The following is a 25,327-nucleotide window of genomic DNA, read 5'->3' on the forward strand; positions in this document are numbered from 1 at the left end:
TTTCACTCTAGCGTCGGTCCAGCACGCGCGAAGCACGCGGCGGGTTGGCGCCGATCACCCGGTGTTCTGCAGGCCTGCGGCGACTCCACTCACCGAGAGCAGGAGCAGCCGCTGCTGTTCGGCATCGGCTCCGGAGCCCGTGGGCTCCTCGCCCGCCGAGCGCAGCGCGCGCAGCGCACGCAGCTGCAGGAGGGAGAGCGCATCCACGTAGGGACTGCGCAGCTGCACGGCGCGCTGGAGGACCGGCTTGTTCTCCAGGAGGCTCTCACCGCCGGTGAGCCGGATCACCCAGCGCCTCGTGGTCGCCAGCTCATCGAGGACGAGCTGGGCGAGGTCGTCGCGGTCGCCGAGAGCCAAGTACTGGCGGGCGATGCGCTCGTCCGTCTTGGCCAGGCTCATCGCGACGTTGTCGATCATCGTGCGCAGCAGCGGCCATTCCCGGTAGGCCTCGGCCAGGAGTTCCTCGTCGCCGACGGCATCCAGTGCGGTACCGAGCCCGAACCAGCCGGCGAGGTTGATGCGCGCCTGCGTCCACGCGAACACCCACGGGATCGCCCGCAGGTCCTCCAACGACTCGACCGAGAGCCCGCGGCGTGCGGGGCGGGACCCGAGAGCGAGGAGGCCGATCTCCTCCAGCGGCGTCACCGTGGCGAACCACGGGGCGAAGCCCTCGGCCTTCACGAGTGAGAAGAAGCGCTCCCGCGAGGCCGCATCCATGACCGAGGCGACGTCGGCGTAGCGCTCGGCGGCGCGGCTGGTGCGCGCTTCCTCCGTGGGCGACGAAGCCAGCAGCGTCGCGGCGGCGACCTGGTCGATGTGCCGCATGGCGATGGCGGGCTCGCCGTAGCGGGCGAAGATGACCTCGCCCTGCTCGGTGAGCTTGAACCGGCCGTCCACGGAGTGCGGTGGCTGAGCGAGGATCGCGGAGTTCGCGGGTCCTCCGCCGCGTCCGAGGGCGCCGCCGCGACCGTGGAAGAGCGTCAGGGCGATGCCGGACTCCTGGGCCCAGCGCGCGATCTTCTCCTGCGCCTCGTACAGAGCCAGGTTCGCAGCGACGGGACCGACGTCCTTGGACGAGTCCGAGTAGCCGAGCATGACCTCGAGACGGTTGTCCGTGGCCGCCATGCGATCGCGGAACTCCGGGAACGTCACGGCTTCGGCGAGGATGCCCGGCGCCGCCTGCAGGTCGGCGAAGGTCTCGAACAGCGGGACCACATCGAGGACCGGCGCGTCGTCACCCAGTGCGTATCGTGCGAGGCGATGCACGTTGGCGAGGTCGGAGGCGGCCTGGGTGAAGGAGACGACATAGCGGCCTGCGGCACGGAGACCGCGATCGTTCTGGATGTCGGCGATCGCGCGGAAGACCTCCAGCACCTCCTCGGTCTGGGCGCTGAGAGCCTCACCGGCGTCGAGCTCGGCCAGTGCCTTGGCGTGCACCTGCGAGTGCTGACGCACCTCGAGCTCGGTCAGGTGGAAACCGTACGTCTCGACCTGCCAGATCAGGTGCTGCACGCCGCCGAACGCGTGACGCTGTGCGCCGGCGTCCGCGAGCGACGACTGCACTGCCCGCAGATCGGCGAGCAGCTCCTCGGGGCGGGAGTATGCCCGTGCACCGTCGCCCTGACGCGTGGCGGCGATGCGGCGCGCCATCACCAGCAGGACGCGACGGTGGGGCTCGTCCGGTGAGCGGGTCGCGAGCTCGGCGGCCAGGTCGGGATCACTCGCGGCGAACCGGTCCCACAGTGCTGTGACGTCGGCGCTCGGCGGGGTGTCGTCCGCGGAGAGGGTGAGCGCCCGGCCGATCCGTTCGAGCGCGCGCTCGAGACCGCGCAGCACATGGTCGGCGGCGATCTGCGAGGCCTCACGGGTCACGGAGGCTGTGACGAACGGGTTGCCGTCCCGGTCGCCGCCCACCCAGGAGCCGATCCGCACGAAGGCGGGAACGACAGGGGCGCTGGCGCCGGACTCCTCGCCGCGGAGGGCGTCATCGATGCGGCGGTAGACGTGCGGCACCGTCGTGAAGAGCGTCTCGTCGAACACGCCCATCACGGTGCGGACCTCGTCGGTCGGAGACGGCTTCTGCGATCGCAGCGGCGCCGTGCGCCAGAGCGTGTCGATCTCCTCCAGCATCCGACGGCGGGCGCGGTGCTCCTCGGCGCCGCCTTCGCTCGCCGCATCGTGCTGCGTGAGGAGGTCGGACAGGCGGCGGATGCTCGATGAGACCGCGCGACGACGGGCTTCGGTCGGGTGCGCGGTGAAGACCGGGTGGAAGCGAAGGCCCTCCAGGCGCCGGCGTGCCTCGTCGTCGCCGACCTCGGTCCGCAGTCGCGCGTAGGCGGTCGCCACGGTGTCCGCGGCATCCTCGCGCCCCGGCTGCCCTGCGCGCTCGCGCAGCACGCGCACGCGCTGGTGCTCCTCGGCGAGGTTGACCAGATGGAAGTAGCAGGTGAACGCACGCGCGACCTCGTCGGCGCGGGCGACGGTGAACGACTCGGCGATCGCCGCGGCGCGCTCGAACGCGTCGGAGGTCTCCTGGTCGTAGGCCTGGATCGTGGCGAGCCGGAGTCTTTCGACGTCTTCGAAGAGCCCGTCGCCGCCGGCCTCGCGCAGTACCTGCCCGAGCAGCTGCCCGAGCATCCTGACGTCGGTGCGCATGGCATCGGGGATGCCGCGGCCGGCTTCGAAGCGGCCGATCACGCGGATCGCCTCGGTGTTCGTGGGTTCGGAGAAGGAGTGTGCGGGGGTCACACTTCGAGAGTATCCCGCACACCGAGGGTGTTCCGCACGCATGACGGACGCGTGACCGCGGGGCCCGGGCCGGGGAGGAGCCGGAGCGCGGGGACCGCCGGGACCATACGATGGGATCGATGCGCATCTCAGCGAACCCCCTCCGCGGGCAGCAGTTCCCCGCCGTTCTCCTCCTTCTCGCGGCCGGTCTCGGCTTGCTGCTCGCCAACCTGCCGACGCACGATCCGTTGGCCGCGTTCCTCGAGTTCCACCTCGCCGTCCCCGGCACGGACCTCGACCTGTCGATCGAGCACTGGGTGTCGGACGGACTCCTCGCGGTCTTCTTCCTCGTGGTCGCCATCGAACTGCGCCACGAGCTCACCCACGGCGAGCTCGATTCGCCGCGCAAGGCCGTGCAACCCGCGATCGCGGCGACCGGTGGTGTCCTGGTGCCGATCGCGGTGTACCTGCTCATCGCCGGGGGAGACGGCTCGACCTCTTCCGGCTGGCCCATCCCCACTGCGACCGACATCGCCTTCGCCCTCGGTGTGCTGGCGATGTTCGGGCGGGGCCTGCCGTCGCGCGTGCGCGTCTTCCTCCTCGCGCTCGCGATCCTGGACGACATCATCGGCATCATCTTCATCGCGGTCCTCTTCGCCGGCGATGTGCAGTGGCTCCTGCTGGGCCTGGCGGTCGTGGGCGTCGCCGTGTTCTGGGTGCTCAGCCGCTTCCTGCACGCGAAGGGCCACCCGCTGATCGCGGTCGCGATGGTCGTGGTCGGCGTCGTGACCTGGGGTCTCGTCGCCTCATCGGGCATCCACGCCACGATCGCCGGTGTGCTGCTGGGGCTCGTCATGGCTCCGGTTCCGGCCGCCCGCACCCGTCACGCGCTCGAGCCGACCGTGAACGGCGTGATCCTCCCGATCTTCGCTTTCGTCGCCGCCTTCGTCGTGATCCCCGCGCTCTCGCCCACGCAGCTCTCTCCCGCCTTCTGGGGAATCGTCGTCGCGCTGCCCGTCGGCAAGATCATCGGGATCTCGTTGTTCGGCTGGATCGCGATGCACATCCGCCCGAAGGGCTCTGACCCGGCGCTCCCGTTCGCCGACATCCTCGCCGCCGGTGCCCTCGGCGGCATCGGATTCACCGTGTCGCTGCTCCTGGCGAATCTCGCCTTCGCCGACGATCGCGGCATCCGGGACCAGGCGATCCTCGGTGTGCTCGTCGGGTCGTTGATCGCTCTTGTGCTGTCGGGACTCATCGTGTCGCTGCGAGCGCGCTGGTACCGTCGCACCGCATCCGCCTCGTCCTGAGCGCGGAGCCTGTTCCGCTCTGATCGAAGGAGGACGCATGAGCTCGTATCCTGAGCTCGGCGACGCAGCGGCCGATCCGCTCCGTGCCGCCGCGGAGACCATGCGGGAGGTGCGCGCGCGCTGCGTCTGGTCGCAGCGCATCACACACCACGACCTCGTGCCGTACCTGATCGAGGAGTCGCACGAGGTGATCGATGCGGTGGAGACGGGCACCCGGGACGATCTGCGTGAAGAACTGGGAGATCTGCTCTGGCAGGTGCTGTTCCACGCGGCGATCGCCGCGCAGGACCCCGATGACCCGTTCGACATCGACGACGTGGCTCGCACTCTCACCGAGAAGATGGTGCGCCGGCATCCGCACGTCTTCGCCGATGAGGTCGCCGAGACCCCGGAGCAGGTGCTCGTGCATTGGAACGCGGCGAAGGCTGCGGAGAAGCGCACCCGTCGCAGCGTGCTCGACGGCGTGCCGCGGGGGATGCCGGCCCTCGCCCTCGCCCAGAAGCTGGTAGGTCGCGCCGCCGAGGTGGAAGTGGCAGTCGAACCGCGCGAGAAGATCGACGCTCCGACGTCGGAGGCCGAGCTCGGTGAGGCGCTGCTCGCGCTGGTGGCGATCTCCCGCACCGCAGGATGGGATGCGGAGCGCGCCCTGCGCGACCGGCTGCGTGTACTCGAAGACGACGTGCGAGCGGCCGAAGCGGCATCCTGATCGTGCGGGCGCATCGACCCGGGGTCGACCTGGGAAGATGGAGCCGTGGCTACTGTGAACCCGCCGCGCGGCATGCGCGACATCCTCCCCGCCGACAAGGCCCGCCGTGAGCGCGTGCTCTCCGTCATCCGCGAGCGCTACCTCGCGCACGGCTTCGACGAGATCGAGACGCCCGTCGTCGAAGACTACGACCGTCTCCATGCCGGGATCGGCGGCGACAACGAGAAGCTCTCGTACAACATCCTTCGTCGTGGCCTCGACGCCGACGCGATCCGCGCCGCGGCCGAAGACCCGGCGGCGCTCTCGGACCTCGGTCTCCGCTACGACCTGACCGTGCCGCTCGCACGCTTCTACGCGAGCAACCGCGGCCAGCTCCCCACCGTCTTCCGGTCGATCCAGATCGGATCGGTCTGGCGTGCCGAGCGGCCGCAGAAGGGGCGCTATCGTCAGTTCGTCCAGTGCGACATCGACATCATGGGTGACGACTCCTCGCGGGCCGAGGCGGAGCTGATGGTCGCCTCCCTCGACGCCGTCGACGCGCTCGGGCTCGACGCTGCGACCGTGCGGATCAACGACCGTCGGGTGCTGGACTGGATGCTCGACAGTTTCGGGTTCTCGTCCGAGGAGCGCCCCGGAGTGCTCATCACGATCGACAAGCTCGACAAGATCGGACCGGAGGGGGTCGCCGCGGAGCTGCGCGAGCGCAGCGCCTCGCCCGCAGCGGCCGATGCGTTCGAGGCGTTCCTGCGGCGTCCTCAGACGATGGAGTACCACGCCTTCGGGGAACGGCAGATCCGCAAGGCGCTGCCCGAGGGGGTGCCCGTCGAGCTCGTCGAACACCTGGTCGGCATCGGCGAGGCGGTCGCGGCGGGGCGCGGGCAGTCCGACATCCCGCTCGTGTTCGACCCGTTCCTCGTGCGCGGCATGGGGTACTACACGGGCACGATCTTCGAGCTCGCGCACCCCTCCGTCGGCTACTCGCTCGGCGGTGGCGGACGCTACGACGGCATGATCGGACGGTTCCTGGGTCAGCAGGTTCCGGCGGTCGGGTTCTCGCTCGGCTTCGAGCGTCTCGTCGAGCTGGTCGCCGACGAAGCAGACGCCGAGGCGCGGGCTGTGGTGCTGATCCACGACCCGGATGTCCCGGTGGACGAGCTGGTCCGGCACAAGGCCGCGCTGATCGCCGAGGGTGCCCGCGTGCGGCTGGAGCGACGGACGAAGAACCTCAAGGCGCTGCTCGAGCGGTCGGCGGCCGATGGCTACACGGCGTTCGCGACGGTCACGGCAGGCAGGCGCGATCTGGAGGTCAAGCCGCTCTCCTGACGCCGTCGGGCCTGAGAGTGGGCGCAGACCGTTCACGCCGCGTTCACGCCGATCGGATCGAATCGGGACATGAGCGGCCGTTTTCGTTCCTTGATGCTCGTGGCGCTGCTCGTCGTGGCGGTCGGAGCCTCCCTCCGGGTGATGCTCGTGCAGCAGGCGGCGCTCGCGCGGAAGCGCATCGGCAAGCCGCTGGGGGAGGAATCCATCGATGCGGACCGCGTCTGGCGTGGCGCCCTCGACGGCGAACCACTCGATCTGCTGCTGCTCGGCGACTCCATCGCCGCGGGACTCGGGGCCGAGCGCCGCAAGGAGACCCTCGGCGGGCGTCTGGCGAGGGCGACCGGGCGCCGGATGCACCGACCGGTGCGCCTGCGCACGGCGGCGGTGGTCGGGGCGGAGTCGCCTGACCTGTCGGCTCAGCTCGATGCGCTCCCCGCCGGATACCGTCCGCACGTCGCGGTGATCGTGGTGGGCGGCAACGATGTGACGCATCGGCTGCCCGTGGCCCTGTCGGCGCAGTGTCTGCAGGAGACGATCCGCCGGTTGAGTGCGAGTGGGGTCGGAGTCGTGGTGGGCACCTGCCCCGACCTCGGCGCGTTGCGCCCGGTGCCGCAACCCCTCCGTCGGATCGCCTCGAGCCTGTCGCGTCGTCTCGCAGAGATCCAGGGGGCGACGGCGCGACGGGCGGGCGCGGAACCGGTGGATCTCCGCCGCGCAGTGGGGCCGATGTTCTTCGACGAGCCGGAGAGGATGTTCAGCCTGGACCGGTTCCACCCGAGCGCCTTGGGCTACCGCCGCACGGCGGAAGCGCTGACACCCGCCGTGTGCCGGGCGGCGGAGCGATCGCTCAGCTCGCGTCGGCGGGCGCCTCGCTGAACGATGCCGCCCATTCCGCGACCCGTCGGCTGCTCTCTTCCTCGGAGATGTCCTCGACGCGAGTCATGACCGACCAGCGCACGCCGAACGGATCGCGGATGCTGGCGAACCGATCGCCGGAGACGAAGAGTGCGGGTGCTTCGCGCACGGTGGCTCCGGCGGCCACGGCCTTCTCGACGACGGTGTCGACGTCGGAGACATAGAGACCCATCGAGTAGCAGTCGTCATCGCCTTCGGGCGCGCGGACGAGGTGGTACTCCGGATTCGGTTCGCCCAGCTGGAGACGGCCCAGCCCGAAGTCGAGGTCGGCGTGCACGACGACGCCGCCGAACTCGGTGACGTCGACGACCCGCGCGCCGAACACGTCGCGATAGAAGTCGATCGCCTGCTTCGCGCCTCGGATCGCCAGGAACGGGGTGAGGGAGGTGGCCCCGTGCGGGCGGCCGTCGGTGGTGTGGGCGCCGGTGGCACCGGTGGTCGGGGCGGCTGTCGTGGAGGTGTCGTCGCTCATGTCGCCACGGTACGTCGCGCGGGCGGACCACGGCTTGAAGATCCGCGACAACCTCCGCGCGTCGGTGGCAGCGCCTACCCTGGCCCCATGGTGAATCCGACTCGTGGCGTGCTCTATCCGGCGCGGCTCCCGGAGTTCCATCGGCTGCCCGCGCCGGCGGAGGTCGCGGAGTTGGTCGCGTGGTTCTGGATCCCGGAGTGGGACATCGCTGCCGGGCGCTCATCGCGGCAAGAGATGGTGGCCTACCCCGCGCTCAACCTCGTCGTGGATGCCGATGCCGTGACGCTGTCCGGTGTCACGACCCGCGTCTCCCACCGCGACCTGCGAGGGCGAGGCTGGGCGGTCGGTGCCCTGCTGCGCCCCGCCGCGGTGGCCGCGCTGATCGAAGACCCGGCTGTGCTGATCGACGGCGAGCGCGCACTGACCGCACCCGAGACCGCGGTGGCTGAGCTCCGCCACGACGTGGTGGCCGCGATGGGCTCTGGCGAGGGGCGCCGGGAACGCGCGGCGGAGGTCTTCGCGCAGTGGCTCGCGGCGCGCGTGGGGTCCGTCAGCGAGACGGCCCGGCAGGCGAACGCGCTGGTGGATGTGCTGATGGGCGATCCAGCAGTGCTCACGCCGGAGGAGGCTGCGACGCGCCTGGCCGTCTCGGTGCGGACCCTGCAGCGGATGACGCATCGTCATGTGGGCATCTCGCCGGCGGCGATAATCCGGCGACGACGTCTGCAGGAGGCGGCGCAGCGTGTCCGGGACGAGCCGGGCGTCGACCTCGCCTCGATCGCCGCTGACCTCGGCTATTCCGATCATGCCCATCTCACCCGCGACTTCCAGTCGATCCTGGGCATCGCACCCCGGGTGTACCGCGCCGAGTCGAACCTCTGAGATCAGGATCGGAAGACGCGGAGACGTACCAGCCGATAGGCGACCCCGAGGAGTACCACCGCTGCTCCGAGGAGGGAGGCGACCACCGGAAGCGTGTTCACCAGCAGGAGACAGCCGAGTGCCCCGAGAACCTGCAGCGCGCGGGGGTAGCGGCGAGCGCTTCCTGTCTGCCGGAAGGCAGCCGCATTCGCGATGAGGTAGTACAGGAGCACCCCGAACGATGAGAACCCGATGGCGTCGCGGAGATCAGCGATGAGGACGATCGTGATCACGGCGATCGCGATCACGATCTCCGCGCGCTGCGGCACCTGATGACGCTCATCGATCTTCGCCAGGAACCTCGGCACGTCGCTCTCGCGTGCCATGGCCAGCGTGGTCCGTCCGATTCCGGTCAGCAGCGCAAGGAGCGCTCCGAGGGAGGCGGCCGCCGCAGCCACGCGCACGACCGGCGCGAGGGCGGGCCACCCGACGGCCACGAGGACATCAACGAGAGGTGCAGTCGAGTCCGCCACGTCGGCGCCGAGCACGAGGACCACCACGACCGCCACGAGCAGGTAGACGACGACGGCGCCGCCCAGCGCGACGACGATGGCACGCGGAATGGTGCGCGCGGGGTCGACCACCTCTTCGCCCATCGTCGCGATGCGGGCGTAGCCGGCGAAGGCGAAGAACAGCAGTCCGGCCCCCTGCAACACGCCGTAGGCCGTGGCGTCGGGGAGAGGAGTCGCGTCGGTGGTCGCGCCGACACCGAACCCGAACCCGACCGCGACGGCGATGCCGAGGAGTGAGCAGACGACCAGCACGCGCGTCAGCAGCGCGGTGCGCGTGACACCGAAGCAGTTCACGATGGCGAGAGCGGCCACCGCGGCGACCGCCACCGGAACGGTCCAACCTTCGGGGGCGGCGTAGGCGGCGAAGGTCATCGCCATGGCGGCGCAGCTGGCGATCTTGCCGATCACGAAGCTCCAGCCGGCGACGAAGCCCCACCAGGGACCGATCTCCGCGCGCGCATAGGCGTAGGTTCCGCCCGCGACAGGATGGACCGCGGCGAGCTGCGCTGAGGACGTGGCGTTGCAGTACGCGACGACGGCGGCGATGGCGAGCGCGACGAAGACTCCGCTTCCGGCAACGCCGATCGCCGGTGCCCACACCGCGAACACGCCGGCGCCGATCATGGAGCCGAGGCCGATGGCGACGGCGTCCGCGAGCGTCAGGCGACGAGCGAGGGGCATCCCGTCATCGTGGCATGCGGCGGTGAACGGCGGGTGACGGCGGTCAGCTCCGTGCGGCGGTGACCCGCTTCTTCTCGCGGATGTAGACTTCGCGGCGCACCTTCGCGACGACGTCTCCCTCGCGATCGGTGATCACCGTCTCGAACCACTCGAGCACCTTGGCTCCGCCGCGTGCGCGTTCGCGGATCTCCTCGACCCTCTCCTTCGACACCTCGAACTCGGCCGTGAGCACGCCTCGTCCCGGCTTGAGGAACTCGATCTCGCCACGCGTGTCCCACACGACGTGGTCGCGGCCGAGCTGGTGCATCACCAGCATGAAGAAGTAGGGATCGGTCATCGCCGACATCGAGCCGCCGAACGCGGTCTTGACGTAGTTGCGGGTGAAGACGTTGACGTGCAGTTCGACGGTGGCGTGCGTCCAGTCTTCGCTGAAGCGGCGAATGCGGATGCCGCTGAAGAGATTGGGGATCCACAGGCTCATGCCGATCGCGAGTCGGCGGGGAGTGATGCGCATGAGGTCAGTGTGGAGGATGTCGCCGAGAGAGACAAAGACGTGTGGAGGGTTGTGACAGTTATTCTAGTTCACATAGAATAACTAGCGATTCCGGAAGGGGGACCGTCGTATGCTCATCCGCGTCGATGCTGACAGCCCTCGTCCGCTGTACGACCAGGTGGCGACCTCGATACGCGCCGACCTGCTCGCCGGCGCCTTGGCCCCCGGCGACCGGCTTCCCGCCGCGCGTGACGTCGCCGAAGCGCTGTCGATCAATCAGCACACCGTGCTCCACGCCTACCAGCGGCTGCGCGACGAAGGGCTCGTCGACCTGCGCCGGGGCCGGGGCGCGGTCATCGCGGCGTCGGCCGCGCCTCTCGCCGAACTCGCCCATGACATCGATGACCTGGTGCGCCGTGCCACGGCGCTCGGTGTCTCCGCCGATACGCTCGCGGGCATCGTGCGCTCCCACCGTGATGCCCGCTCCGACCTCGACCACTCCGACCGTCGCGAGGAGGACTCGCCGTGACCACGTACGACCTCACCCGCACCCCGCAACGGCTCCTGAAGCGCGCCCGATGGACATTCTCCGTCGTCGCCGTGCTGGTGCCGATCGTGATCACGGCGGCCGCGCTGGTGGTGCTGCTCTCGTGGCTGCCGTCGTTGCCGGAGGAGGTCGCGACGCATTGGGGGGTGAACGGCGCTGACGCGTTCGGGCCCGCGACCACGTATCTCTGGCTCCTCCTCGGGGCGGGCTTCGGGCTCCCGCTGCTGATCGCCGTCACGACACTCCTCGCGGTCGGTTCGCACTGGGGCGGTGCGGCCCGCCTGATGGGCGCGCTCGCTGCCGGGATGGCCGCCTTCGCCGCAGTCGCGAGCATCGGGTCGCTGGCGATCCAGCGCGATCTGGCCGATGCGTCCGACACCCCGGGCATCGGCGGTGTCGTCGCCCTCGCGTTCGCCGCCTTCCTCATCCTTGGGGGAGCGGCGTGGGCCCTGCAACCTCGCGTCCGCGCCCCGCGGGGACGTACGCTCGAGCCGCGCTACGCCGTGCACATCGAGAAGGGGGAGCGCGTCGTATGGATCGCCACGACGAGCATGCCCCGCGGCGTGATCGCCTTCCTGCTCGTCGTCCTGCTCGGGCTCGTCGCGCTCGCCGCCTACCTGCTCGGGACCGGTACCGAAGGAGGGGCGATCGTGACTCTCGTGGTGCTCGTCGTGGGTGTCGCGCTGGCGGCCACGGCCTCCTTCCGTATCGCCGTCACCCCGGAGGGTTTCGGCGCGCGATCGCTCCTGGGGTGGCCGCGCGTTCGCATCCCGGTCGACGAGGTCGAGTCGGCGCGCGCCGTCGACATCTCGCCGTTCGGTGAGTTCGGGGGATGGGGATGGCGCATCGCTGTCGACGGCCGCTCGGGCATCGTTCTGCGCCGCGGCCCGGCGATCGAAGTCTCACGTCGCGGTCGACGTCCCTTCATCGTGACGATCGACGGCGCAGAAGAGGCCGCGGCACTGCTGCAGGCGTACGTCGACCGCGCGCGAACATCGGGCACGATGCCCACCGACTCCGGAAAGGAGACCTCATGACCGAGTCCACTCCACCACTGCGGCGCGTGCCCTGGCCCGCTGTCCTCCTCTTCGTCTTCGTCGCCTTCGCCCTGGCGTGGCTGGTGTCGCTGCCCCTGTGGCTCGGTGACGGACTCGCCGAGCCGCTGACCGTCGTGCTGCTTCCGCTGATGATGTGCACTCCAGCGGTCGCAGCGATCATCGTCACGTTCGCGGTGGGGGTCCCGGGCCGGGGCGGGCGTGCTCGGTTCCTCGGGCTCTGGCCGCTGCGTCCGGCGAAGCGCGTCGTGTGGCTCATCGTCGTCGGATGGCTGCTGCCGCCCGTGCTGGTGGGGGCGACCCTGCTCGTCGCGATGGCGTTCGGGTTCGTGCAGTTCGACCCGACCTTCCCCGCCTTCGCCGCCGAACTCGAGAAAGCCGTCCCGGCCGGTACGCCGTTGCCCCCTGTCGGCATCCTCGTGTTCGCGCAGCTCGCCGCGATCCCGGTCGGCGCGTTGATCAACAGCATCTTCGCGTTCGGTGAGGAGCTCGGCTGGCGGGGATGGCTGCTGCCGGCGTTGCGCCCGCTCGGAACCTGGCCGGCCCTGATCCTGAGCGGCGTGATCTGGGGCGCCTGGCACAGCCCGGTCATCCTGCTCGGCTACAACTTCGGGCGCACCGACGTCCTGGGCGTGCTGTTCATGATCGGCGGATGCGTCGCCTGGGGTGTGCTGTTCGGCTGGCTGCGTCTGCGCTCGGGCTCGGTGTGGCCCGCCGTGATCGCGCACGGATCGCTCAATGCCGCCGCCGGACTCGTGCTGATCTTCGCCGCCTCGCAGCCGGACATGGCACTCGCCGGGCCGCTGGGGCTGGCGGGATGGATCGTCCTTCTCATCGTCGCGGTCGTGCTCGCGCTGACGGGGCAGTTCCGCACGCAGCCGGAACTCGCCGCTCCGGCGCCCCGGCTCTCACCACGGCAGCCTTGACGCGCGGAGGCGTCGGGGCTTGGCTGAGGGCATGGACTCCACTCCCACCGCCTGGTCGCAGGCCGATTCGTTCCTCGCCGACACCCTGATCGGCTCCGATGCCGAACTCGACGCCGCGCTCACAGCGCAGCGGGAAGCGGGGCTGCCCGAGATCGAGGTCGCCCCCGTGGCGGGCAAGCTGCTGAACCTCCTCGTCCGCATCAGCGGCGCACAGCGAGTGCTCGAGATCGGCACGCTCGGCGGCTACTCCACGATCTGGCTCGCCCGCGCGGTCGGGCGCGAGGGGCGGGTCGTCACGATCGAGGCGGAGTCCGACAACGCCGCCGTCGCCAGAGCGAGCATCGATGCAGCGGGCGTCGGCGATCGCGTCGACATCCGGGTGGGCAGGGGAGCGGACGTGCTCCCGAGCCTGGTCGGTGGTTTCGACCTGGCGTTCATCGACGCCGACAAGGAGTCCAACACGATCTACCTCGACTGGGCGGCGAAGCTCGGCCACCCGGGAACCGTGATCGTGCTGGACAACATCGGGCGCGAGGGGGAGATCGTCTGCGCGGATGCCACCGACCCGAAGGTAGTCGGCACGAGGGAGGGCCTCCGCATGCTCGGGGAGGATCCGCGCTTCGACGCCACGGCGCTTCAGACCGTGGGGGCGAAGGGATGGGACGGCTTCGCGATCGCGGTCGTCGTCTGACTCCGCCTGCGGGGAGCAAAGAGTCCCCGAGACGGTCGGGAGCCCGGGCTAGACTGGGCGCGGATCGACGACGCTCCACACCACGTTTTCCCCCTGAGCAAGGAGCACATCAGTGGCACTGATCGAGGCTGTAGGCGCACGCGAGATTCTCGACTCGCGCGGAAACCCGACCGTCGAGGTGGAGGTCCTCCTCGACGACGGCATCGTGCAGCGGGCGGCAGTCCCGTCCGGTGCATCCACCGGTGCGTTCGAGGCGTACGAGCTCCGCGACGGAGACAAGGACCGCTACGGCGGCAAGGGCGTGCTCAAGGCGGTCGAGGCCGTCGTGGACGAGCTCGGTCCCGCGCTCGAGGGCGTCGAGGCGAGCGAGCAGCGCATCGTCGACGAGATTCTCATCGAGGTCGACGGTACCGAGAACAAGAAGCGCGTCGGCGCCAACGCCATCCTCGGCGTGAGCCTCGCGGTCGCCAAGGCCGCAGCCGATTCGGCGGATCTTCCGCTGTTCCGCTACCTCGGAGGGCCGAACGCGCACGTGCTGCCCGTTCCGCTGTTCAACGTCATCAACGGCGGCGAGCACGCCGACAACGGCATCGACATGCAGGAGTTCTTCCTCGCCCCGATCGGTGCGCAGACCTACTCCGAGGCCCTCCGCTGGGGCGTCGAGACCTACCACGTGCTGCGTGCCGAGCTGAAGGCCGCGGGCTACGCAACCGGCCTCGGCGACGAGGGCGGCTTCGCCCCCGACCTGCCCAGCAACCGCGAGGGCCTGGACTTCCTGGTGAAGGCGATCGAGAAGGCCGGCTTCACCCCGGGCACCGACATCGCCCTCGGCCTCGATGTCGCCGCCACCGAGTTCTTCAAGGACGGCGTCTACCGTCTCGACAACAAGGACTGGGACGCGGCCGCGCTCACGGAGTACTACGTCGGGCTCGTCAACGACTTCCCGATCGTCACGATCGAGGACGCACTGGCCGAGGACGACTGGGACAACTGGAAGCACCTCACCGACGTCCTCGGCTCCAAGGTGCAGTTGGTCGGTGACGATCTGTTCGTCACGAACCCGTCGCGCCTGGCCGATGGCATCAAGCGCGGCGTCGCGAACTCGCTGCTCGTCAAGGTGAACCAGATCGGGACGCTGACCGAGACGTTCGACGCGGTCAGCCTCGCGCAGCGCTCCGGTTACACGGCGATGCTCTCGCACCGGTCGGGCGAGACCGAGGACACCACGATCGCCGACCTCGTCGTCGCGACGAACGCCGGTCAGATCAAGGCGGGTGCGCCTGCCCGCAGCGAGCGCGTGGCGAAGTACAATCAGCTTCTGCGCATCGAGGAAGAGCTGGGCGATGCCGCGGTGTTCGCCGGTCGTTCGGCGTTCCCGCGCTACCAGGCCTGAGCGCAGCAGACACAGCGATAGAGCTCGCCGGCGGAGGGCATACGTGTAATCCGCCAGGCAGCGGCGAAGAAGGAGGAGCCGTGGTACGACGACCGGCTCCTCCTTCGGCGTCTCCCGCGCCGAAGACTCCACGGACGACGGGAAAGTCGGCCTCAGCGCCGAGTGCATCGAAGCCGGTCCGTGGTTCCGCTCCGCGTGTGGACGTCCGCGAATGGGCCTCGGGCATCCGCCTTTCCGCCTTCTCCGTCATCATGCTCTCTCTGGTGGTCCTCGGGGCGTGGGTTCTCGTGCCCACACTCGGCACCTTCATCGATCAGCGCCAGAAGATCGCGGCTCTCGAGGCATCCGTGCAGGTCAGTGAGGATGAGATCGCAACTCTCATCGCGGAGCGCGAGCGCTGGAACGACCCCTCCTACATCACGACCCAGGCGCGGGAGCGGCTGTACTACGTGAAGCCGGGTGAGGTCGTGTATCTGATCGACAACGACCTCGATCCCTCCGAGCTGCCGCGCGAGCAGGAGCCGGTCAGCGACACCATCCAGGAGAAGCCCGCGGACTGGATGCCGCAGTTGCTGCGCACCCTCGTCTCGACGGGCCTGAGCGACACGGCGGCAGTGGCCCGCTGAGGGTTCTCGTCGAGCATCTTCTCGGGCGGCTCCCGTACGCTGGAGAGGTGACCACGCCGCCGTTCCCTGCCCCCACTCCCACGGAGCTCGCCGTCGTGTCGGCTCAGCTCGGCCGTCCCGCGCGGGGTGTCGTCGGCATCGCCGCACGGTGCGCCTGCGGCAACCCGACGGTGGTCGCCACGACGCCCCGCCTCCCGGACGGCACGCCCTTCCCGACCTTCTACTACCTGACCCACCCGGCGGCGACGGCGGCGATGTCGACGCTCGAAGCCACGCAGGTGATGCCTGAGCTCGCCGCCCTGCTCGTCGATGACGAGGAGGTGGCCGCGGCGTACCTCGCCGCCCACCGGGCCTATCTCGCCGATCGCACGCAGTTCGGAGAGGTCGCCGAGATCGACGGCATCTCCGCCGGGGGCATGCCGACGCGTGTGAAGTGCCTCCACGCGCTCGCCGGACACGCTCTTGCGGCAGGCCCGGGCGTGAACCCCATCGGCGACGCCGCCTTGGCGCGGTCCTCGTGGTCTCCGACCGTCTGCCGGTGCGAAGACCCGGGTGCGGCCACGCGCGAAGAGGCGGCTCTCCCGGAATGACCGTGCGCCGGACGTTCCGCAGCGCTGCCGCCATCGTCGTGGTCGCGGCCTCCGTGCTGCTCCTGGGGGCTTCAGCGACCCCGCCTCCGATCCCGGATGATCCGGCCGACCCGACGCGTGCGTCGGAGTATTGGCTCGATGGAGCGAGGATCCGCGAGGCCTGGCAGACGACGCGGGGCGAGGGCGTGACGATCGCCGTGATCGATACGGGCATCGGGAAGGTGCCGCAGGTGTTCGGCGATGCCGTGGTGGGCGGCACGGACGTGTCGGGCGCCGGGACCCCGGACGGGCGCACGCCCCTGGGCGCGGTCGACGGCAACCACGGCTCCTGGGTGGCCTCGCTGGCGGCGGGACGGGGCGCGGCCGACGGTACCGGCATGATCGGCGTGGCGCCCGAGGCGAACCTGCTGTCGATCTCCGTTGGTTTCGGCGCGGCGGCCGCGGTTCCCTTCACTGAGCAGGTCGCGAAGGGGATGCGCTGGGCCGTCGACAACGGCGCAGACATCATCAACCTGTCCTTCACGACGAACACGCTGGACTGGGACGAGAGCTGGGACGACGCGTTCCTGTACGCGTTCGAGCATGATGTCGTGGTCGTCGTCGCGGCCGGGAACCGGGGGAGCGGAACGAACATCATCGGCGCGCCGGCCACGATCCCCGGGGTGCTCACGGTCGGCGGCGTGGACCAGACGGGCACGGCGAGTGTCGAGGCCTCCACGCAGGGCATCACCATCGGCATCTCGGCACCCAGTGAAGGCCTGATCGGCGTCTCGGCGGACGGAACGATCCAGCCGTGGCGCGGAACGAGCGGCGCGGCGCCCATCGTCGCCGGCGTCGCGGCGCTGATCCGCTCGGCGCATCCCGACATCAAGGCGATCGACGTGATCAACCGGATCATCAAGACCGCCATCCCGGTTCCCGATGCCGTCAAGCCGAGGGATCCGCTGTACGGCTACGGGCTCGTGGATGCGGCAGCGGCGATCTCCGCGGACATCGCGCCGGTGACCGAGAATCCGATGGGCGACCTCGCCGAGTGGATCCGGTGGTTCCGCCGTGCGGAGGCGAAACCGGAGCCGGAGACGACCATCACCCCGATCGCCGTGCCGCCTCTGCCCGCGGCGGATGCGCCGAGTGAGGCCGGTTCACCGTTGCTTCCCAGCGCCGATTCGCTGCGTTACGGTACCCTGCCGCTCATTGCGCTCACGGTCCCTGGTATCCTGATAGCGCTTGGCGTCACCGCAGCTGCCCGGCGCATCCGATCGGCGCGCGTTTCCGTACGCCAAATCCCCGACTCCGAGGAGTAGTTCTTCTGTGCCTCAGAACAGCACTGTGCCCAAGATTCTGATCGTCGGCGGAGGGTACGCAGGTTTCTACACTGCGTGGAAGCTCGAGAAGCACCTGCGCAAGGGCGAAGCCGACGTCACGATGGTCGACCCGCTGCCCTACATGACCTACCAGCCGTTCCTCCCCGAGGTCGCCGCCGGTTCGATCGAAGCGCGGCACTCGGTGGTCGCGCACCGTCGCCACCTCAAGCGCACGCACGTCCTCACCGCGAAGGTGACGAACATCAACCACGCGCAGAAGGTCGCGACGATCACGCCGCCCCTGGGCGAGCCGTACGAGTTCGCGTACGATCAGATCGTCGTCACCGCCGGCGCGGTATCGCGCACGTTCCCGATTCCCGGGATCGCCGACAACGCGATCGGGCTGAAGACGATCGAGGAGGCCGTCGCGATCCGTGACAAGGTCATGTCGAACTTCGACAAGGCCGCCTCGCTCCCCGCCGGCCCGGAGCGCGACCGTCTGCTCTCGGTCGTCGTCGTCGGCGGAGGCTTCGCCGGCATCGAAGTGTTCGCGGAGCTGCGCTCGCTGGCCTCCTCCCTCGTCGGCAAGTACCCGCAGATCAGCTTCGAGGACACGCACTTCCACCTCATCGAGGCCATGGGGCGCATCATGCCCGAGGTCTCCCTGAAGACGAGCGAGTGGGTGCTGAAGGATCTCGCCAAGCGTGGCGCCAACGTGCACCTCGACACCCAGGTCACCGGCGCCGTCGACGGCAACGTCGAACTCTCCACGGGCGAGGTCATCCCGACGGACGTCATCGTCTGGACCGCCGGTGTCATGGCCAACCCGACGGTGGTTCGTGGCGGAGATCTTCCCGTCGAGGAGCGCGGTCGTATCCAGACCCGCGCCGACCTGCGCGTGGGTACCCCCGAAGCGTTCGTCGAAGGCGCCTGGGCCGCCGGCGACGTGTCCGCCGTGCCCGACCTCTCCGGTGGTGGCGTCGGTGGGTTCTGCGTGCCGAACGCTCAGCACGCGGTCCGGCAGGCGAAGCTCCTCGCGAAGAACCTCGTCGCTGTGCTCCGCGGGGAGAACCCCAAGGAGTACTTCCACAAGAACCTGGGCGCCGTCGCGGGCTTGGGCCTGTACAACGGCGTCTTCCAGTCCGGCAAGATCGCGCTCAAGGGCTTCGTGGCCTGGGTCGCGCACCGCGGCTACCACGGTCTCGCGATGCCGACGTGGGAGCGCAAGTGGCGCGTGCTGTGGGGCTGGTGGAACAACCTGTGGCTGGGCCGCGACCTGGTCAACCTCGAGACCGTGCAGAATCCGCGCTACGTGTTCGAGGAGTTCGCGGCTCGTCCGCGTCCCGCGGCCCCCGCTGCCCCCGCGGCGGATTCCGCCCCGGCTGCGAAGTCCGAGCCTCCCGTCAAGAAGTCGGCGGCGAAGGCTTCCGACGCCGAGGGTGAGCCAGACGCGAAGAAGCCGGCGACCAAGAAGGCGGCAGCGAAGAAGGCTCCTGCGAAGAAGGCCGCCGAGCCCGTCGAGGCCTCGGCGAAGTAGTCGGACCACCGCGTCCCAGGATCGGCCCCGTGCGCTCAGCGCCGGGGCCGATCCTCGTTCTCGGCGGTCGCGCGTTTCTGGGGCGACGCTCAGGTGACCTCCGATAGTGTCGTCACCGCGAAGGGGAGTACTCCCGTCTGCAGCGTCGTCGTCACTACGAGCACGGGAATGTGCTCCGGCCCGCTGGCCCGCGAGGGTGGAGGAGACCTTGGCACCCCGCACCGCGGGCCGCCGAGAAACCCCCGCAGTCTCCGACACGGGGATCGCCTGTGGCCCGCTCCACGAAGGGACCACGACCATGGGAAGCCTCTCCCCGCTGATGCTGCTCGCGACCGAATCCGATCACGGCTTCACCGGCCTCACCGGCTTCGCGGCCGATGTGCTCGTCGCTCTCGGCGATCTCGGAGTCGGCCTCCTGGTCTTCCTCGAGGTGCTGATCCCGCCCATCCCGAGTGAGGTGATCCTTCCGTTCGCGGGGTATCTCAGCCAGAGCGGTGAGCTGAACTTGGGCTGGCTCATCTTCTGGAGCACGCTGGCATCGTGGCTCGGAGCCCTGCTGCTCTACGGCCTCGGCGCAGCGATCGGCATGGAGCGCGCGGTGCGACTGCTCGCGGCGACGCGCCTGGTGAGCCGCTCCGACCTCGAGCGCGGATCCCAGTGGTTCGTGCGCAGCGGAGCCTGGACGGTGCTGGTCGGGCGCATGGTGCCGGGGGTGCGAAGCCTCATCTCGATCCCCGCGGGCGCCGCTCGTATGAATCTGGTGACTTTCAGCCTCTTCACGATCGTCGGGAGCGGGCTCTGGAACACGCTGCTCCTCGGCGTCGGTGCGGCCTTGGGCACACAGCACGAGCAACTGGAGCACTACCTCGGCTACCTCGACTACGCGGTCTACTCGGCGATCGCGATCGCTCTCGTCGTGCTCATCGTACGTCGGGTACGGGAGGCGGCCGGGGAGCGGAAGAAGCTCGCCCGTGCCCAGGACTGACCTCACGTGTGCCCCCGCTGGGACTCGAACCCAGACTGAAGCGATTTTAAGTCGCCTGCCTCTGCCATTGGGCTACGGGGGCCCGCTCGTCAGCCTAGTCCGGTCAGCGGATGCGACCCGGTGCCGCAGGGGGTGATCCCGAGTACGAGGAGGCCTTAGGGTGGGGGAGTGCTCGACCTCATCGACGAACTGAGCCCGGCCCCGGGCGCGCCTGCGGTCGCCCCCGAGTGGGAGGACCCAGCCCGCTATTGGCCGCGCCTCTCCGCTGTGACCGGCCAGTTGCCTGCGCCCGTCGCAGTGATCGACCGGGAAGCCCTCCGCTACAACGCGATGGATCTACTGGTCCGCGCCGGTGGCCTCCCGATCCGTGTGGCGTCGAAGTCGGTGCGTGTGCGCGCCGTGCTCGATGCGGTGCTCAAGCTTCCCGGGTTCCGAGGCATCCTCGCGTTCACGCTCGAGGAAGCGCTCTGGCTCGCCGAGACGCACGACGACATCATGCTCGGTTATCCGACCGTGGACCGGGCGGGGCTGGAGCGGCTTTTCGCCGACGAGCAGGCGGCGCAGCGCATCACGCTGATGATCGACGACCTCGTCCACCTCGATGTGATCGACAGCGTCGCCGGACCGGGCTCTCGGCCCGAGATCCGAGTGGCCATCGACGTCGACGCCTCGTGGCGCTCCTCGATGCTGGGGCACATCGGTGTGCGCCGCTCAGCACTGTTCTCTGCGGCAGAGGTGGCCGCCTTCGCCCGCAAGGTCGTCGCGCGCCCGGGCTTCCGGCTGGTCGGTCTGCAGATGTACGACGCGCAGATCGCCGGGCAGGGCGACGACGCCGGTCCGGATGCGCCCCTGATCCGGATGGTGCAGGCGCGCTCGCGGAACGAGTTGCGAGCGCGTCGGGCGGAAATCGTCGCCGCGGTCGGCGCGATCACTCCCCTCGAGATCCTCAACGGGGGCGGGACGGGTTCGCTGGAGTTCACGGGAAGCGACGAGTCCCTCACCGAGGCGAGCGCCGGCAGCGGACTGCTCGGAGGGCACCTGTTCGACGGCTACCGCTCATTCCGTCCCGCGCCCGCTTCCGCTTTCGCTTTCGACGTCGTCCGACGCCCGGCCCCGGACATCGCCACCGTGCTCGGCGGCGGGTGGATCGCTTCCGGCCCCGCCGTGGCCTCGCGTCAGCCCCGCGCCGTCTGGCCGCAGGGACTGCACACGCTCTCGCGCGAAGCTGCGGGGGAGGTGCAGACGCCGCTGCAGGGTGCGGCCGCCCGCTCGCTCGGAGTGGGCGATCGGGTCTGGTTCCGCCACGCCAAGAGCGGGGAACCGGCCGAGCGCATCGACGGATACCACCTGGTCTCGGGTGAGGAGATCATCGACGAGCTGCCGACGTATCGCGGCGAGGGAAAGGCGTTCCTGTGACGAGAATCGGCGGATCCTGGCAGAACTGGGGCCGCTCGGCGTCCGTGCGGCCCGTGCGTGTGGAGCGTCCGCGCAGCCCGGAGGGCGTGCAGCGGGCGGTGCTCGCCGCGGTGAAGCAAGGACTCAGCGTGAAGGCGGTGGGCGCCGGACACAGTTTCACCGGCATCGCCGTGGCACCCGGAGTGCTGCTCGAGCTCGACGATCTGCAGGGGCTCGTCTCCGCGGATCCCGCGACCGGTCGGGTGACACTTCTCGCAGGAACCCGGCTGCACCGGATCCCTCGTCTGCTCGCGCCCTTCGGACTCGCGATGGAGAACCTGGGAGACATCGACCGACAGTCGATCGCCGGTGCCATCTCGACCGGCACCCACGGCACCGGCGCAAGGTTCGGAGGGCTCGCGACCCAGGTCGTGGGGGTCACGATGGTCACGGCGGCCGGCGAGTTCCTCCGGATCGACGATGAGCGTGAGAGTGAGCTGCTGCCTGCGGTCGCGCTCGGTCTCGGCGCGCTCGGAATCATCGTCGATGTCACACTCCAGTGCGTGCCTGCCTTCGTGATGCATGCGATCGATGAGCCGGCTCCGCTCGAAGACGTGCTCACGACGCTCGATGAGCGGGTCTCCGCCTCCGATCACTTCGAGTTCTACTGGTTCCCCCATACGGACGTCGCGTTGACCAAGCGTCAGCGCCGCCTTCCCGAGTCGACCGTGCGCCAGCCGCTGCCTGTGGTGGGAAGGTGGATCGACGAGACGCTTCTCTCCAATGGGGTGTACCGGATGGTCTGCGCCGCTGGACAGGCAGTGCCCGCGATCACACCGCCGTTCAGCCGGCTTGCGGTCACGCTCACGGGGAATCGCGAATACACCGAGCTCTCGCATCGAGTCCTGATCCAGAGCCGCACCGTGCGTTTCCGCGAGATGGAGTACGCGCTCCCTGCCGAGAACGTCGTGCCGGCATTCCAGGCGGTGCGTGCACTCATCGTCCAGCGGGGGTGGCGGATCGAGTTCCCGATCGAGGTGCGCTTCGCCGCGAGCGACGACCGGTGGCTGTCGACGGCCCACGGACGAGCGAGCGCGTACATCGCCGTGCACCGGTATTGGCGTGCCGACCCGACCGAGTACTTCGGTGCGGTGGAGGAGATCATGCTTGAGTTCGGTGGTCGCCCGCACTGGGGCAAACTCCACACACTGACCGAGGAGACGCTGCGGGACCGTTATCCGCGCTTCGAGGACTTCGTCGCGTTGCGCGATCGGCTCGACCCCGAGCGCCGGTTCGGCAACCGTTACCTGGAGAGGGTCCTCGGGAGCTGATCCGACATCCGTCGAGAGTGCGGCGGCGCCCAGTCCACGTGCAGGGTGCGCGTCTAGGATGGGAGAAACACGAGGAAGGGTGGGCCTCTGATGGAATGGCTCGTGCCGGTACTGATCGTTGTCGGAGTGATCCTGCTCGCCGGCATCTATCTGTGGGCCACGTACAACTCGTTGGTGCAGCTCAAGGTGCGCGTCGACGAGGCGTGGAGCGGTATCACGGTGCAGTTGAAGCGACGAGCCGACCTCATCCCGAACCTCATCGAGACGGTCAAGGGCTATGCCTCCCACGAGAAGGCGGTCTTCGAGAACGTCACCCGTGCGCGCGCCGAGACGCTCTCGGCCGGAGGACCCGGCGAGGCGGGAATCGCGGAGGGGCATCTGCAGCAAGCCCTGCGCAGTCTGTTCGCGGTCGCCGAGGCATACCCGCAGCTGCAGGCCAGCACGAACTTCCTCCAGGTGCAGCAGGCACTCGTCGATACCGAAGACAAGATCCAGGCCGCGCGCCGGTTCTACAACGGCGGTGTGCGCGAGCTCAACACCAAGATCAAGGTGTTCCCCAACAACCTGTTCGCGAAGGGGCTCGGCTTCACCGAGCGCGAGTTCTTCGAGGTCGCCGACAGCAGCGCGATTTCCGAGCCGCCTCGCGTGCAGTTCTGACGGAGAGCGCGCTCACCAGACGGACAGCGCCAGGCCCTCGGCGGTGAACGACACGTCGCCGCGAACGCCCCACGCCTGCGTCCGGTACGTCGTGGTGCGCGCGTTGCCATCCTGACCGATGCCGACCAGCGTGGCTACGAGTGCTCCGCCGTCGGCATGGAACTCGTCTTCGGACAGCGTCACCGCGGGCAGCTCCTCGACGCGGTAGCGGAACTCCGACACCGCGCGGAACTCGGTGCCCCAGGGGATCCGGATGCCGCAGCCGTCCGGCGGGGCGTCTGAGGATGCTGTGCACGCCGCGAGGTATTCGTCGAGCTGACTCTGCGCGGCGACCGTCGCCTCCGGTCGGAGCGCGGCCTCCACCGTGAGGTCCGTCTCCTCGCCGGGGAGCACCACCAGCGGGCTCGACCCGTCGAGCAGCGCGACCGGAGCGGGGCCAACCGTGTAGGCGGCAGGGAGCAGGGCGGTCTTCTCCCCGGCCGGCATCGTCTGCTCACCGAATGCGACGAAGGAGCCGATCGTGGTCGAGGGTGTCACCGTGCCCAGCCCGGAGGCGTCCATGATCCAGCGGCCGTCGACGGAGGTCAGAGACAGCTCTGCCGTGTGCTCCTCACCGTCGAGCACGAACGAGACCTCGACGGTCGCTTGTTCGTCGGGTGTACCACTGTCGTGCGCGGGTGTCACCGCGCCGTCTTCGATGACGCCGGTTGCGGCCGCGAAGGCCGCCAGAGCCTCGGCGGAGACCTCGATCCCCGTGGCTTCGACGGCGGCGGGATCGCCGGATTCGAGCGCGCGGAGATAGCTGAGGGCCGCGTCCTCCGGCGTCGGGGAGCGCGTCGTCGTCTGCCAGATCCACAGCCCGGCCGCGACGAGCACGACTCCTGCGGCTCCGCCGATCATCCACCACCGCGCGCGACTCACGTCACGCCCTCCCTGAGATGTGTGTGGCGCTGGACGGAACCGCCGGCCCCGACCAGTGCGCCGTGAACCGCGGAGGTGGCGTCACCCCACCCCGACACCGACACGTGCTCGAGACCCTGCCAGCGTGCGGCGAGTACCAGTTCTGCGGCGATCGCGTCGGCGTCTCCGGGGCGAGCATGAGGTTCCCACCAGGCGGACTGCACCTGAAGAGTGGAGGCGGCGCGATCGGCCTTGAGATCGACGCGCGCGACGATGCGGTCATCGACGAGAACGGGCAGGGAGTAGTACCCGAACCGACGCTTCTCGGCCGGCACGTAGATTTCGATGCGGTAGTCGAGGTCGAAGATGCGGAGGGCTCGCTCGCGGAACCAGACCACAGGATCGAACGGCGTCAGCAGAGCCGCCGCGTTGACTCTGCGGGGGAGGACGGCGTCACGGTGTCGCCAGGCGGCCAGCGGACGTCCGCCACGGAGCCACCCGCGGACCTGCACCGGGATCAGCTCCCCTTCGTCGACCAGTACGGCGATCGATCGGGCGACGGCCGCGCGATCGCGGATCCGGTAGTAGTCGGCGAGGTCGGATTGTGTGGCGACCCCGCTTGAGCGGGCGGCACGGCGCGTCAGTTCGAGGATGGAATCGGCGCGCGAGATCTCCTGGGAACGGATCGGATCGGGAATGACCTGCTCGGCGAGCGCGTAGGTCCGTTCGAATCCCTTGCGCCCGCTGACGGCGACGTCGCCGGTGCGCCAGAGATGCTCGAGCGCGAGCTTGACCTCGTCCCAGTCCCACCAAGTGCCCCGTTCGCGCGGTGCATCCGCGCGGAGGTCGGCCGGTCGCAGGGGGCCGCGGGAGCGCAGCTCGTCTTGCACCCACGCCACGGTGCGGGCGTTGCGGCTCATCCAGGAGTCCTCGTCGGACCAGCGTCGCCGGAAGTCCTCCATGCGGAAACGCCACAGGGGCCAGTCATCGATCGGGATGAACGTCGCCTCGTGGGCCAGGTACTCGACGTAGTGCGTGGTGCGTGAGAGGAAGACCCTGTCCAGGAGAGCCGGCTCGTAGTCGCCGAGACGCGAGAACAACGGCAGGTAGTGGGAGCGGGCGAACACGTTCACCGAGTCGATCTGGAGCACGCCGAGCCGGTCCATCACCCGATGCACGTGGCGCGCGGCGACCGAGCTCGGGCGCGCTCGCGTGAAGCCCTGAGCGGCCAACGCGATACGGCGCGCCTGGGTCGCGCTGAGGGATTCGGTCACGTCGCCAGCGTATCGTCGGCGTCCGACATCGTGCCGCGGCGACGAAGGATGCGTCC

At 69.6% G+C, this 25,327-nt stretch carries 24 protein-coding genes and 1 tRNA gene; 18 read left to right on the forward strand and 7 right to left on the reverse strand.

The genetic code is table 11. The features are described 5' to 3' along the window. Positions 1 to 54: 54 nt before the first annotated feature. Complete coding sequence (locus LC041_RS07350) at positions 55 to 2,748, reverse strand: phosphoenolpyruvate carboxylase (protein ID WP_226532451.1); 2,694 nt, start codon at positions 2,746 to 2,748, stop codon at positions 55 to 57. Positions 2,749 to 2,867: 119 nt separating this feature from the next. Here LC041_RS07350 and nhaA point away from each other — a divergent pair, with 119 nt between their 5' ends. The 4 genes from nhaA (at position 2,868) to LC041_RS07370 (ending at position 6,942) form a co-directional block, all read left to right on the forward strand. Beyond that, entirely contained in the window at positions 2,868 to 4,037 is a 1,170-nt protein-coding gene (nhaA, locus tag LC041_RS07355) for a Na+/H+ antiporter NhaA (RefSeq protein ID WP_226532452.1), read from the forward strand. 37 nt (positions 4,038 to 4,074) lie between these two features. Then, positions 4,075 to 4,743 carry a MazG family protein gene (locus tag LC041_RS07360; protein WP_226532453.1) on the forward strand — a complete coding sequence of 223 codons (669 nt, stop codon included), beginning with the start codon at positions 4,075 to 4,077 and terminating at the stop codon, positions 4,741 to 4,743. 72 nt (positions 4,744 to 4,815) lie between these two features. Further along, positions 4,816 to 6,066, forward strand: coding sequence for a histidine--tRNA ligase (gene hisS, locus LC041_RS07365; protein WP_226532598.1), 1,251 nt, complete (start codon positions 4,816 to 4,818; stop codon positions 6,064 to 6,066). A 69-nt stretch (positions 6,067 to 6,135) separates the two neighbouring features. Continuing rightward, entirely contained in the window at positions 6,136 to 6,942 is an 807-nt protein-coding gene (locus LC041_RS07370; RefSeq protein ID WP_226532454.1) for an SGNH/GDSL hydrolase family protein, read from the forward strand. Here LC041_RS07370 and LC041_RS07375 read toward each other — a convergent pair. Further along, entirely contained in the window at positions 6,914 to 7,453 is a 540-nt protein-coding gene (locus LC041_RS07375; RefSeq protein ID WP_226532455.1) for a VOC family protein, read from the reverse strand. The genes LC041_RS07370 and LC041_RS07375 overlap by 29 nt on opposite strands. A gap of 87 nt (positions 7,454 to 7,540) precedes the next feature. Between LC041_RS07375 and LC041_RS07380 the strand changes: the two genes are divergently transcribed. Further along, positions 7,541 to 8,335, forward strand: coding sequence for an AraC family transcriptional regulator (locus tag LC041_RS07380; protein ID WP_226532456.1), 795 nt, complete (start codon positions 7,541 to 7,543; stop codon positions 8,333 to 8,335). A gap of 2 nt (positions 8,336 to 8,337) precedes the next feature. Here LC041_RS07380 and LC041_RS07385 read toward each other — a convergent pair whose 3' ends face one another. Next, positions 8,338 to 9,567: an APC family permease gene (locus LC041_RS07385; protein ID WP_226532457.1), complete on the reverse strand. Its 1,230-nt coding sequence runs from the start codon at positions 9,565 to 9,567 to the stop codon at positions 8,338 to 8,340. A 43-nt stretch (positions 9,568 to 9,610) separates the two neighbouring features. After that, positions 9,611 to 10,081, reverse strand: coding sequence for a PaaI family thioesterase (locus LC041_RS07390; protein WP_226532458.1), 471 nt, complete (start codon positions 10,079 to 10,081; stop codon positions 9,611 to 9,613). Between the two features lie 109 nt (positions 10,082 to 10,190). Between LC041_RS07390 and LC041_RS07395 the strand changes: the two genes are divergently transcribed. From LC041_RS07395 to LC041_RS07440, 10 genes are all read left to right on the forward strand, one after another. Beyond that, positions 10,191 to 10,589 carry a GntR family transcriptional regulator gene (locus tag LC041_RS07395; RefSeq protein ID WP_226532459.1) on the forward strand — a complete coding sequence of 133 codons (399 nt, stop codon included), beginning with the start codon at positions 10,191 to 10,193 and terminating at the stop codon, positions 10,587 to 10,589. After that, positions 10,586 to 11,644 (forward strand): DUF1648 domain-containing protein, encoded by a 1,059-nt coding sequence (locus LC041_RS07400; RefSeq protein WP_226532460.1) that lies wholly within the window; start codon positions 10,586 to 10,588, stop codon positions 11,642 to 11,644. Before LC041_RS07395 ends, LC041_RS07400 begins: the two co-directional genes overlap by 4 nt. Then, positions 11,641 to 12,588 (forward strand): CPBP family intramembrane glutamic endopeptidase, encoded by a 948-nt coding sequence (locus LC041_RS07405; protein ID WP_226532461.1) that lies wholly within the window; start codon positions 11,641 to 11,643, stop codon positions 12,586 to 12,588. Before LC041_RS07400 ends, LC041_RS07405 begins: the two co-directional genes overlap by 4 nt. Before the next feature lie 31 nt (positions 12,589 to 12,619). Then, positions 12,620 to 13,279, forward strand: a complete 660-nt coding sequence (locus LC041_RS07410; protein WP_226532462.1) for an O-methyltransferase — start codon at positions 12,620 to 12,622, stop codon at positions 13,277 to 13,279. Between the two features lie 112 nt (positions 13,280 to 13,391). Beyond that, entirely contained in the window at positions 13,392 to 14,672 is a 1,281-nt protein-coding gene (gene eno, locus LC041_RS07415; protein ID WP_226532463.1) for a phosphopyruvate hydratase, read from the forward strand. Between the two features lie 197 nt (positions 14,673 to 14,869). Then, entirely contained in the window at positions 14,870 to 15,298 is a 429-nt protein-coding gene (locus LC041_RS07420) for an FtsB family cell division protein (RefSeq protein ID WP_226532464.1), read from the forward strand. Positions 15,299 to 15,345: 47 nt separating this feature from the next. Beyond that, positions 15,346 to 15,888, forward strand: coding sequence for a DUF501 domain-containing protein (locus LC041_RS07425; protein ID WP_226532465.1), 543 nt, complete (start codon positions 15,346 to 15,348; stop codon positions 15,886 to 15,888). After that, positions 15,885 to 17,192, forward strand: a complete 1,308-nt coding sequence (locus LC041_RS07430; RefSeq protein WP_226532466.1) for a S8 family peptidase — start codon at positions 15,885 to 15,887, stop codon at positions 17,190 to 17,192. The genes LC041_RS07425 and LC041_RS07430 overlap by 4 nt, the downstream gene beginning before the upstream one ends. 25 nt (positions 17,193 to 17,217) lie before the next feature. Continuing rightward, positions 17,218 to 18,729: an NAD(P)/FAD-dependent oxidoreductase gene (locus tag LC041_RS07435; protein ID WP_226532467.1), complete on the forward strand. Its 1,512-nt coding sequence runs from the start codon at positions 17,218 to 17,220 to the stop codon at positions 18,727 to 18,729. Positions 18,730 to 19,027: 298 nt separating this feature from the next. Then, positions 19,028 to 19,714: a DedA family protein gene (locus LC041_RS07440; protein ID WP_226532468.1), complete on the forward strand. Its 687-nt coding sequence runs from the start codon at positions 19,028 to 19,030 to the stop codon at positions 19,712 to 19,714. Between the two features lie 9 nt (positions 19,715 to 19,723). On the opposite strand, the gene LC041_RS07445 is transcribed toward LC041_RS07440, so the two are convergent. Further along, a tRNA-Leu gene (locus tag LC041_RS07445) sits at positions 19,724 to 19,796 on the reverse strand. A gap of 86 nt (positions 19,797 to 19,882) precedes the next feature. Between LC041_RS07445 and LC041_RS07450 the strand changes: the two genes are divergently transcribed. The 3 genes from LC041_RS07450 to LC041_RS07460 all read left to right on the forward strand — a co-directional run bounded on the left by LC041_RS07450 (position 19,883) and on the right by LC041_RS07460 (position 23,097). After that, positions 19,883 to 21,130, forward strand: coding sequence for an alanine racemase (locus LC041_RS07450; RefSeq protein WP_226532469.1), 1,248 nt, complete (start codon positions 19,883 to 19,885; stop codon positions 21,128 to 21,130). Beyond that, positions 21,127 to 22,440 carry a D-arabinono-1,4-lactone oxidase gene (locus LC041_RS07455; RefSeq protein WP_226532470.1) on the forward strand — a complete coding sequence of 438 codons (1,314 nt, stop codon included), beginning with the start codon at positions 21,127 to 21,129 and terminating at the stop codon, positions 22,438 to 22,440. Before LC041_RS07450 ends, LC041_RS07455 begins: the two co-directional genes overlap by 4 nt. A 90-nt stretch (positions 22,441 to 22,530) precedes the next feature. Then, a complete protein-coding gene (locus LC041_RS07460; protein ID WP_029262976.1) occupies positions 22,531 to 23,097 on the forward strand; it encodes a LemA family protein in 567 nt (188 codons plus the stop codon). A gap of 12 nt (positions 23,098 to 23,109) precedes the next feature. On the opposite strand, the gene LC041_RS07465 is transcribed toward LC041_RS07460, so the two are convergent. Together LC041_RS07465 and LC041_RS07470 are read right to left on the reverse strand one after the other, a co-directional pair. Continuing rightward, positions 23,110 to 24,018: a hypothetical protein gene (locus LC041_RS07465; protein ID WP_226532471.1), complete on the reverse strand. Its 909-nt coding sequence runs from the start codon at positions 24,016 to 24,018 to the stop codon at positions 23,110 to 23,112. Further along, complete coding sequence (locus LC041_RS07470) at positions 24,015 to 25,271, reverse strand: winged helix-turn-helix domain-containing protein (RefSeq protein WP_226532472.1); 1,257 nt, start codon at positions 25,269 to 25,271, stop codon at positions 24,015 to 24,017. The genes LC041_RS07465 and LC041_RS07470 overlap by 4 nt, the downstream gene beginning before the upstream one ends. Positions 25,272 to 25,327: the final 56 nt, after the last annotated feature.

It is taken from the genome of Microbacterium paraoxydans, assembly GCF_020524545.1.
Classification (GTDB): Bacteria; Actinomycetota; Actinomycetes; order Actinomycetales; family Microbacteriaceae; genus Microbacterium; species Microbacterium paraoxydans_C.